Annotated in this window: 11 protein-coding genes and 1 rRNA gene; 2 read left to right on the forward strand and 10 right to left on the reverse strand. The window is 45.5% G+C overall.

The genetic code is table 11. The annotated features are described in order from the left end of the window. The 9 genes from H509_RS0101235 to H509_RS0101275 all read right to left on the reverse strand — a co-directional run bounded on the left by H509_RS0101235 (position 1) and on the right by H509_RS0101275 (position 6625). The gene (locus H509_RS0101235; RefSeq protein WP_028543464.1) at positions 1-759 is read right to left on the reverse strand and encodes a tRNA1(Val) (adenine(37)-N6)-methyltransferase; all 759 of its coding nucleotides are present in this window, start codon (positions 757-759) and stop codon (positions 1-3) included. Between the two features lie 91 nt (positions 760-850). Continuing rightward, the gene (gene yabA / locus H509_RS0101240) at positions 851-1237 is read right to left on the reverse strand and encodes a DNA replication initiation control protein YabA (RefSeq protein WP_028543465.1); all 387 of its coding nucleotides are present in this window, start codon (positions 1235-1237) and stop codon (positions 851-853) included. 38 nt (positions 1238-1275) lie between these two features. Further along, complete coding sequence (locus tag H509_RS0101245; protein WP_028543466.1) at positions 1276-2076, reverse strand: PSP1 domain-containing protein; 801 nt, start codon at positions 2074-2076, stop codon at positions 1276-1278. Then, positions 2077-3057, reverse strand: a complete 981-nt coding sequence (gene holB / locus H509_RS0101250) for a DNA polymerase III subunit delta' (RefSeq protein ID WP_028543467.1) — start codon at positions 3055-3057, stop codon at positions 2077-2079. 46 nt (positions 3058-3103) lie between these two features. Beyond that, complete coding sequence (locus H509_RS0101255; protein WP_028543468.1) at positions 3104-3547, reverse strand: YaaR family protein; 444 nt, start codon at positions 3545-3547, stop codon at positions 3104-3106. 16 nt (positions 3548-3563) lie between these two features. Then, a complete protein-coding gene (locus H509_RS0101260; RefSeq protein ID WP_028543469.1) occupies positions 3564-3893 on the reverse strand; it encodes a cyclic-di-AMP receptor in 330 nt (109 codons plus the stop codon). Between the two features lie 52 nt (positions 3894-3945). Next, on the reverse strand, positions 3946-4590 hold the full coding sequence (gene tmk, locus H509_RS0101265) for a dTMP kinase (protein ID WP_036695798.1): 645 nt from the start codon (positions 4588-4590) through the stop codon (positions 3946-3948). 19 nt (positions 4591-4609) lie between these two features. Continuing rightward, positions 4610-6208: an aminotransferase class I/II-fold pyridoxal phosphate-dependent enzyme gene (locus H509_RS0101270; protein WP_028543471.1), complete on the reverse strand. Its 1599-nt coding sequence runs from the start codon at positions 6206-6208 to the stop codon at positions 4610-4612. Positions 6209-6439: 231 nt separating this feature from the next. After that, positions 6440-6625 carry a sigma factor G inhibitor Gin gene (locus tag H509_RS0101275; RefSeq protein WP_028543472.1) on the reverse strand — a complete coding sequence of 62 codons (186 nt, stop codon included), beginning with the start codon at positions 6623-6625 and terminating at the stop codon, positions 6440-6442. 232 nt (positions 6626-6857) lie between these two features. On the opposite strand from H509_RS0101275, the gene H509_RS0101280 reads away from it, so the two are divergent. Together H509_RS0101280 and H509_RS0101285 are read left to right on the forward strand one after the other, a co-directional pair. Continuing rightward, positions 6858-7382 carry a hypothetical protein gene (locus H509_RS0101280; RefSeq protein WP_028543473.1) on the forward strand — a complete coding sequence of 175 codons (525 nt, stop codon included), beginning with the start codon at positions 6858-6860 and terminating at the stop codon, positions 7380-7382. 114 nt (positions 7383-7496) lie between these two features. Next, entirely contained in the window at positions 7497-8363 is an 867-nt protein-coding gene (locus tag H509_RS0101285) for an SDR family oxidoreductase (protein ID WP_028543474.1), read from the forward strand. 127 nt (positions 8364-8490) lie between these two features. Here H509_RS0101285 and rrf read toward each other — a convergent pair. After that, positions 8491-8594: ribosomal RNA gene (rrf, locus tag H509_RS0101290) — 5S ribosomal RNA — on the reverse strand; the annotation flags it as partial.

An 8594-nucleotide genomic window follows, 5' to 3' on the forward strand; every position in this document is an offset into this window, starting at 1 on the left:
TTATTCATTCCTCAATTCCGACTTCGCGCCATAATAAACATGCATCAGTTCTTCACAGTATGTGTTGTCTTCATTATAAACGATTAAAGGTGGCATCAAACGTACTTCAGGTTTTCCGTTCCGTGCCGCTTCAATAAGTACCATATTAGCTTCTGCCCCAGCTTTGGGATGCACAAAACGAATCCGTTTCGGTTCGAGCCGGTAGGTCCTCATTAAAGCTATCATGTCCACCAGTCTTGACGGGCGATGTACCATAAAAATCTTGCCCCCAACCTTTAGCAGTCGCGCAGATGCAGCGATTACGTCTTCCAGCGTACATCCAATCTCATGTCGCGCCATTGCTTTATGTTCGTTCTCCTTGAGATCACCAGATGCAACGGACATATAAGGAGGATTAACGGTGATTGCATCATAAAGATGCTGATCCCCAACAAGCTTCAAAGACTTGAGGTCCCCCTCTATAATGTTAATCTGCTCTGTTAGGCCATTTAATTCCACACTACGTTGAGCCATATCAGCCAGTCTTGGCTGAATCTCTATGCCGTCTATATGTGCTTTCGTCCGAGTCGTTAACAATAAGGGGATAGCTCCATTGCCTGTACATAAGTCGAGAATACGGCCTTTAGCTGGAATTGCGCCGAATCGGGCTAATAGCACAGCATCCAAAGAGAAGCTAAATACTTCATCACTCTGAATAATACGTAAATTATGTGTTAACAAATCATCCAGACGCTCGGAAGGATGCAAAGTTACATTCATGTGTACAGGTATCTCCTTTAAACGAATATCAATATGTGTATATGAGAAAGCCGTAGGGAGGAATGTAAGGTTCCATCACCTACGGCAGCGGTTATTTATTGAGGAAGGACAGACAGAACAAGCAGTCGCCTTCCGTACGCAAATGACCATAATATACGTTGCAAATATGAAATCCTTCATGGTACAAGCGTGCCAAATTGTCGTAGCCTTCACCAACTAAATTGGCTTTTGCCTCCGCTTCGTCCAGAGGAATGTCAGCTGCGGGTGCAGATTCCCTGGTTGGAACGGAAGCTGTCTGGTCTTGCTCATGATGCTCAAGCTGCAAAACTTTGCGCAACTGCTCGTTTTCCATCAGCAGACGCTGGTTCTCTTCCAGCAGCTCTTTCACGATCAGCTTCAGTGCACCGACTTCTTGATGAAGGTTACCCATATTCGTTTCCAGACCATGAATTTGTGTAAAAATATCTCTCTTCTCCAAGTTCCCACCCCAGAGTATCATACAGATGTCCTACAACATTACTTCACGACCACATCGTCAAATAATAGTTCCTTCACTTTCCCAACTTCGAACAGCTGCACATGTACTTTTCGTTCACCAGCATTCAAGCCGACTACTTTACCTTCTCCTAACGAGGTTACAACCAATCTGCCGACAGCAGGTAGTTCTTCCTTCGCACTTTCATAATTATCATGCTCATACTTTAAGCAACACATGAGACGACCACACAAACCGGAAATCTTGGTAGGATTTAATGATAAGTTCTGGTCTTTTGCCATTTTGATGGATACCGGTTCAAAATCACCTAACCATGAGGAGCAGCAGAGTACACGTCCGCAAGGTCCTATTCCGCCAAGCATCTTTGCCTCATCACGTACACCAATCTGTCTTAGCTCAATGCGGGTACGGAATACGCTCGCCAAATCCTTTACCAACTCCCGGAAGTCAACTCTGCCTTCCGCAGTAAAGTAGAAAATGATCTTGTTCCGATCAAACGTATATTCGACATCAACCAACTTCATCCTTAACTGGTGTGTTTTAATCTTCTCTAGGCATGTACCAAAAGCATCCTTTGCTGCCTGGCGGTTCGACTCCACCAGCTGCCCATCAACATCCGTCGCTACCCGGATAACCTTCTTTAATGGAAGTACCACATCGTTCTCGCCGACCGTCTTCGGACCGATGACGACTTTGCCATACTCGATGCCGCGCGCCGTTTCGACGATCACATGCTGGTCCTTCTGGACCGGCCATTCGACCGGGTCGAAATAATAAATTTTGCCCGCTCTTTTAAAACGGACGCCGACCACATTATACAATCAAGTACCTCCTTGCATCCCAACCAGAAACTGCTCAAACACTAGCTGCGGGTTTACGTTAGCGCGTACCCGCTTCTGCGCTTCCGCCGCAGCCTCCATGCACCGAATCCATCCATCGGCTGTTCTCGTCCACGCCATCTTGCCCAATAGGTCGAGCTGATCTTGAAATACGAGGCTGTCCTGTCGGTTCAATTGGTAATACAACATATCTCGAAACCAGAGATGAAACAATCGGAACAGCATGTCCGAATGTTCCGCAAGCTCCGTCTTGAATACTTTCTGCTGTGCTAGTAAGAGTGCTGAGGACAGACGTACCCCGCACTCCTTCCCTAATTGTAACATTACGTTTCTCAATTCTGCAAACCAATTCTGTTGGCATAAATGCCTACTGGCATCCAATCCGTTAACCAATTGTACCGCAACGCGTGCAAGAGTAGACACACATCCTTCTTCAACCAGCTTCTGATAAATTTGTGCGGGATTGGTCGGCGTAAATGGCACCCACTGCGAACGTGAAATAATCGTCGGAAGCATAGCTTGTCCGTTATCTGCAATTAGAATCGCAATTGAAGGACTAGTAGGCTCTTCCAAAAATTTGAGCAGACTGTTGGAGGCTTGCACCGTCATTTTGTCAGCCTGCTCCATAATATATATTTTCCGACCCGACGGATGAGTACGATATGAAAATTCGCGCTGTAGATCACGAATTTGGTCAATTTTGATCGACTGCCCTTCCGGTACAATCATATGCACATCCGGATGGTTGCCGTGATCAATCTTGCGGCACGACAAACATTCATCACAGGAATCATCCTTCATCCGCTCACAGAACATCGCTTTTGCCAAAGTAATTGCCGTCTGAACACGCCCTGTGCCCCGAGGCCCGCTAAATAAGTAAGCATGCGACACTTTGTCGGCTCGAAGGCCATGCTGCAAGATCGCCTTAGCCCTTTCTTGGCCAAGGATATGCTCAAATGACATTTGTTATAATCCTTTCTAATAACTTGCTGCCTTACTACCCAGATTGTTAAAATGTCAAATTTATTAACATGCCGCGTATTTCACCGACTTTGTTTAACATGTCAATCTTTCCCTCTTCACTCTGGAGTAATTCGTCAGCTAATTCCAACAAAGCCGTATCTATCTCTTCCACTAATCGATATCGTTTACTGCGACCACGTCTATCCCATCCTCTAGCATCCCGAATGGCAACACCACGTCGAACGGTATCCTCCAAAAATCGCTTCACCATCGTCTTATATAAACGTAATTCACGCACGGTCATTGACTTGGACAACCGTTCGCCTTGTTTGTATATATCCTGCAGCCGCTGCTGCATCTCTTCATTAGAAGAGCGTCCATCCTGCTGCTGCATCATATCCGCGAATGACTTCGTGGTGACAGGCTTAGCCACAGGGTCGCCAAGACGCACATCTTTACCAAATGGGCGGAAGCCCGGGTTAATCTTCACCTTTCATCACCCTAACTTAGAAATGTTCAAACCGATCTACAGGCATCACAAACACGGTTGCTCCACCAACCTGCACCTCAACGGGAAGCGGCATATACGAATCTGTCGTCCCACTCATTGGGGTAACAGGTGTAACCAGTTGATCTCGTACCTTACAATTTGTGCGGATGACTTCGAGCACATCCTCGACCTGATCATCCTCGACACCTATCATAAATGTCGTATTACCCGCTCGTAAAAAGCCTCCCGTGCTTGCAAGCTTTGTTGCGCGGTAATCGGCTTTGACCAGGGCATGACTTAGCCGATTGCTATCCTTGTCTTGTACAATGGCCACAATTAACTTCATGCTGTCATCCTCCTCATAATCTAATGAAAAGTGGTAATGATCTAATTATACATCATTTCCCCATTATCCTCGTGCGTTGCTGTAAATTCTCCATCATATGCGAGACAATAACCTCTGGTGTCTGTGCAGCATCGATGCGAACGATACGATCGGGATGACGCTGAGCAATGATTTGATACCCTTCCTGCACTTTATAATGAAAGGACAGCGCCTCTTGGTCCAATCGATTAACTTCCCGCAATTGATTGGCTTCAATGCGTCGTAAGCCCGCATCAGGTGCAATATCCAACCAATACGTAACGTCTGGCATTACAGCCTGTACTGCAAAATGGTTAATTTCCCAGACGGCATCAATTCCTAGGCCACGGGCATAACCTTGATAGGCTAAGCTGCTATCTACAAAGCGGTCACTTATAACAATTACCCCATTTTCCAGTGCAGGTATCACCTTCTCCACCAAATGCTGCCTCCGTGCTGCCGCATATAAGAGTGCTTCTGTATGGGGGTCCATTTCTGTATACTCAGTATTCAAAATCACTTCGCGTATACGCTCTGCAATTCGAATACCGCCGGGTTCACGAGTGACCAGCACCTTGCATCCTTTTGCTTCAAGCTCACGCTGCAACAATACAATTGAAGTTGATTTTCCGGCTCCTTCGCCGCCCTCTAAAGATATAAACAAGCCTGGGTAGGCCATTATAATCAACAATCCCTTCTTATTTCTCGTACACCAGCAGTGTCCGCAGTGTCTTATCCGAGGCATCCTGACACTTAGCGCCCGCATCAGATAATTGCTTTAATAACTTAATATGTGCAGCTGATATCGTCTCCCCTGCATATAAAAGCGGTATGCCTGGTGGATATGGAACAACAGCCTCTGCCGCATCATAACCTGCTGCCTCACTCGTGTCAATAAAACGAACCTTACGATGATCCAAGTTAAATATCGAAAAGGCGATTGGTTCAGCTATTAAAGCTTCCATTTGAGCAGATGCGAAACCCAGTGTACGAATCGTGGCCGATTTATTAGCCTTGTGTCCACGATCTGGATGAGAACTTGACTCTACTTGCCGTTCAAGCTTAAACTGCGCCTCCACACGCACCAGCGCTGTAATTATTCTATCCACATCTGCCATCGTTGTGCCAAGCGTACACAATAACACAACGTAGTTCATGTCCGCCATCTCTGCTACAACACCGTGCTCCCGCAAACGGTCAAGCAAGTAATATCCCGTACAATTGCCGTTGTGCTCATAAATGACCACTTTAAATGGATCAACTACACCATAATGACTCGATTGAACTCTGTCCTTATTATCGCGATTAACGGATTTAACGGATTCCTTCATTGCTAGACAACTGAATGTATCGGAGCTATCGACCCATGCACGCAAATATTCAACCGCTGCCAACCCCTCTGTAAAGGCCGCTGGACCACGTGTTTGTACATAATGTCGACTCATATCCAAAGATGCCATCAAAGGATAAGAGGGGCTAGAGCTTTGGATCATAGTGAGCGCCTTCGCAAGACGTTTACGGCATATACGTGGTCCCTGAGTATGCAGCATTGCACTCATCGTCATGCCAAGCAGCATTTTATGTGTTGATTGTACAACTAAATCTGCGCCTGCCTGCAACGCAGATTTAGGGAGCTTCGGATGAAGCCCGTAATGAGCACCATGAGCTTCATCCACAATTAGCGGCAGTCCGTACGCATGAACAGACTCCGCGATAGTAGTTAGGTCTACACCTAATCCGTAGTAATTGGGATTGCACAATACAACTGCCTTTGCTTCCGGAAAACGTTGTAACGCCGCTGATATAGTCTCCTTCGAAGGAGCTGTTAGTAATCCACTAGCTGCGTCTGCGCAGGGACTGACAAAGACAGCGCGAGCACCAGCCAACATAAGTCCGTGAAGGACAGACTTATGTACATTACGTTGCACAATGACGATATCACCAGGCTTGGTGCAACAGGTCAAAATAGCCGCAATGTTGCCACTTGTGCTCCCAGCGACGAGAAAATAAGTTTCCTCCGCTCCGAAGCATTGGGCGGCTAACTGCTGCGCTTCTCGTATAGCACCTGTCGGCTCATGCAGATCATCCGTGCCCTCTACCTCGGTCACATCCTGTCCAAGCAGCGCCGCATAGCGGCGATATAACGAGGCATGCGCAGCATCGTTTGTCTCTCTGGCGGCCCGCTCGTACGCCGCCCCGTTCTTATGGCCTGGCACGTGCATTGATACGTGCTTAGCCTGTTCATATTTTAGCAATGCCTCTACTAGCGGCATCTGTTCTTGCGTCAATTCATTCATTTGCTGCACCTTTTTAAAATCATAATAATTCTATTGTAACGCAAATCAATTCCTCTGTTTATCCCTTATCCGAAACTCTTTTGTCCTTCCTACAATAATCCACTGCATGATCAAAAAAGAGCCCGTTTCCGGACTCTTGTCATGTAAAAATGAAGTGAACTTTACCAAAAAACTAATCCGGTACCTACTTACAAACATAATAAGCCCAACCGCACCTGCCAATCTTTATGTTTAAGCCTGAAGCTGAAGCCACAGACGCTTTAATTGATGAACGTAAAAAGGATATTTATCATCCTTAACGTCGGTGTGCACCATCTCCTGCTCGCACCCTGAGCAAATAAACTGATTGACGATGACCATGCCTTCCGTTTTTTGTTGCCCGCATACGATACAGCAATGCTCCGTCCGGCCCTCCATGACAATCCCACCTTTAATATGATTTATATGTAGTATGTCCTGATTAGTAGAATAATAAACCGATTTCATAGAAACTTTTCAAATATTTATTGTATCCTATGCATGGCGTTTGCAAAGGTGTATGTACGTTTTGCAGGACATGACGGCTTTTTGTAATCATACCTTCATTCTACCATCATTTGAACCGATATATATCGTACTGGTGAAACTCATAGAATAAAGGAGTGGCCACATGCAAGCCAGACAGGAACGAACATTTTACAACTATCAATTATTACGCAAATATCGTTTCTCCAAAGTTGTTAATTACAGCTACATATTTTTGGGACTATTAGCAGCAGGTGCCGCGTTTTGGGCAGACGGCATACTCGGAATCGCATACAGCTTTTTGGCATGGAGCACGCTTATTTGGATTCACTACGTCATTTCGCGTTCCCTATTTGTCATTGATCGGTACACTTATCGCAAACGTTGGGGATTCCAGTGGAAACCGCCGTGGATCGGCTTTCTACCGCTTGAACAGCAGTTTATCGGGTTTCGTTATTGGAGCAAAATATTGTTGTCCACGCTCCTTATCGGAATCGTGATCATTGGTGCTTTAAGCCCTTGGCTACCGCTTGGTTTTACACTGCAATTTCTGTTTTGGCACTTGTGGATCATTGGGCCACGTCTGTTTACTACAATTGCAGCCATGTCCGTTTCAGAAGACAAGCTCATTAAATTAGAAACTAATTTATTCTTAATATATAAGGCATAGTCCTCTAAAGTTATACTCGTCTGCACCCATTCTTTAAGAATGGGTGATTTTTTAATTTTTGGGTCACACTAATGTAGAACATGTACGAATATAATTATAAAGGAGTATAAACGAATGTCTTCTCAGCAGCCATCACATACCATGCCACCACAACATCAAAACGTACAGCCTGGTATCGAATCGGATATGAAACCACTGCCTAACTATGAGAAATCAACATATAAAGCATCCGGTAAACTAAAAGGGAAAGTAGCGCTTATTACTGGTGGTGATAGTGGAATCGGGCGAGCTGTAGCCCTTACATTTGCTAAGGAAGGTGCCAGTATCGCCATTGTGTACCTGAATGAGCATAATGACGCGCTGTTAACCCAACATGAGATTGAAGCAGAAGGCGTTCCTTGTTTGCTCCTATCTGGAGATATAGGCCATGAAACGTTCTGTGAAGAAGTAATCAAGCAAACAATAGCAACGCTTGGTGGGCTAAATATACTGGTCAATAACGCAGCAGAACAGCATCCACAAACCAACATAACGGACATTACCGCACAACAGTTGGAGAGGACATTTAAAACAAATATATTCTCTATGTTTTATTTAACCAAGTCTGCAATCCCACAATTAAAAAAAGGAGATTCCATCATTAACACAACCTCTGTTACCGCATATCGTGGCAGCGCAGAATTGCTTGATTACTCTTCTACAAAAGGAGCCGTTGTATCGTTTACGCGATCCTTATCAGCCAATTTGGCCAAGCATGGCATTCGAGTAAATGGAGTAGCCCCCGGTCCAATTTGGACACCGCTTATCCCATCCACTTTTGATGAGCAAAAAGTAAGTGAGTTTGGGGCAAACACACCCATGCAGCGCCCTGGACAGCCTATAGAGCTTGCAGCTGGTTATGTATATTTGGCTAGTGATGATTCCTCCTACATGAGTGGTCAGATCCTTCATATCAACGGCGGGGAAATCGTAAATGGCTAAACGGTAGCTAGTTGGATAAGGTAACCTACTTGGGGGCAAATATAAATTTCCTAAAATCAGTGTTTAAAATATAAAAAAGAAGCTTCCCATAGATCTTATTAGATCTCGTGGGACAGCTTCTTTACCTGCTTGGCAACGTCCTACTCTCCCAGGACCCTGCGGTCCAAGTACCATCGGCGCTGGAGGGCTTAACGGTCGTGTTCGGGATGGGTACGCGTGGAACCCCTCCGC

This window comes from Paenibacillus taiwanensis DSM 18679 (assembly GCF_000425125.1).
Taxonomy (GTDB): Bacteria; Bacillota; Bacilli; order Paenibacillales; family Paenibacillaceae; genus Paenibacillus_B; species Paenibacillus_B taiwanensis.

Coding starts and splice junctions, on each gene's coding strand:
- H509_RS0101275 (WP_028543472.1), bottom strand. CDS start 6,625: ATGGAGGGCCGGACGGAGCATTGCTGTATCGTATGCGGGCAACAAAAA.
- holB (WP_028543467.1), bottom strand. CDS start 3,057: ATGTCATTTGAGCATATCCTTGGCCAAGAAAGGGCTAAGGCGATCTTG.
- H509_RS0101260 (WP_028543469.1), bottom strand. CDS start 3,893: ATGAAGTTAATTGTGGCCATTGTACAAGACAAGGATAGCAATCGGCTA.
- tmk (WP_036695798.1), bottom strand. CDS start 4,590: ATGGCCTACCCAGGCTTGTTTATATCTTTAGAGGGCGGCGAAGGAGCC.
- H509_RS0101270 (WP_028543471.1), bottom strand. CDS start 6,208: ATGAATGAATTGACGCAAGAACAGATGCCGCTAGTAGAGGCATTGCTA.
- H509_RS0101285 (WP_028543474.1), top strand. CDS start 7,497: ATGTCTTCTCAGCAGCCATCACATACCATGCCACCACAACATCAAAAC.
- H509_RS0101235 (WP_028543464.1), bottom strand. CDS start 759: ATGAATGTAACTTTGCATCCTTCCGAGCGTCTGGATGATTTGTTAACA.
- H509_RS0101280 (WP_028543473.1), top strand. CDS start 6,858: ATGCAAGCCAGACAGGAACGAACATTTTACAACTATCAATTATTACGC.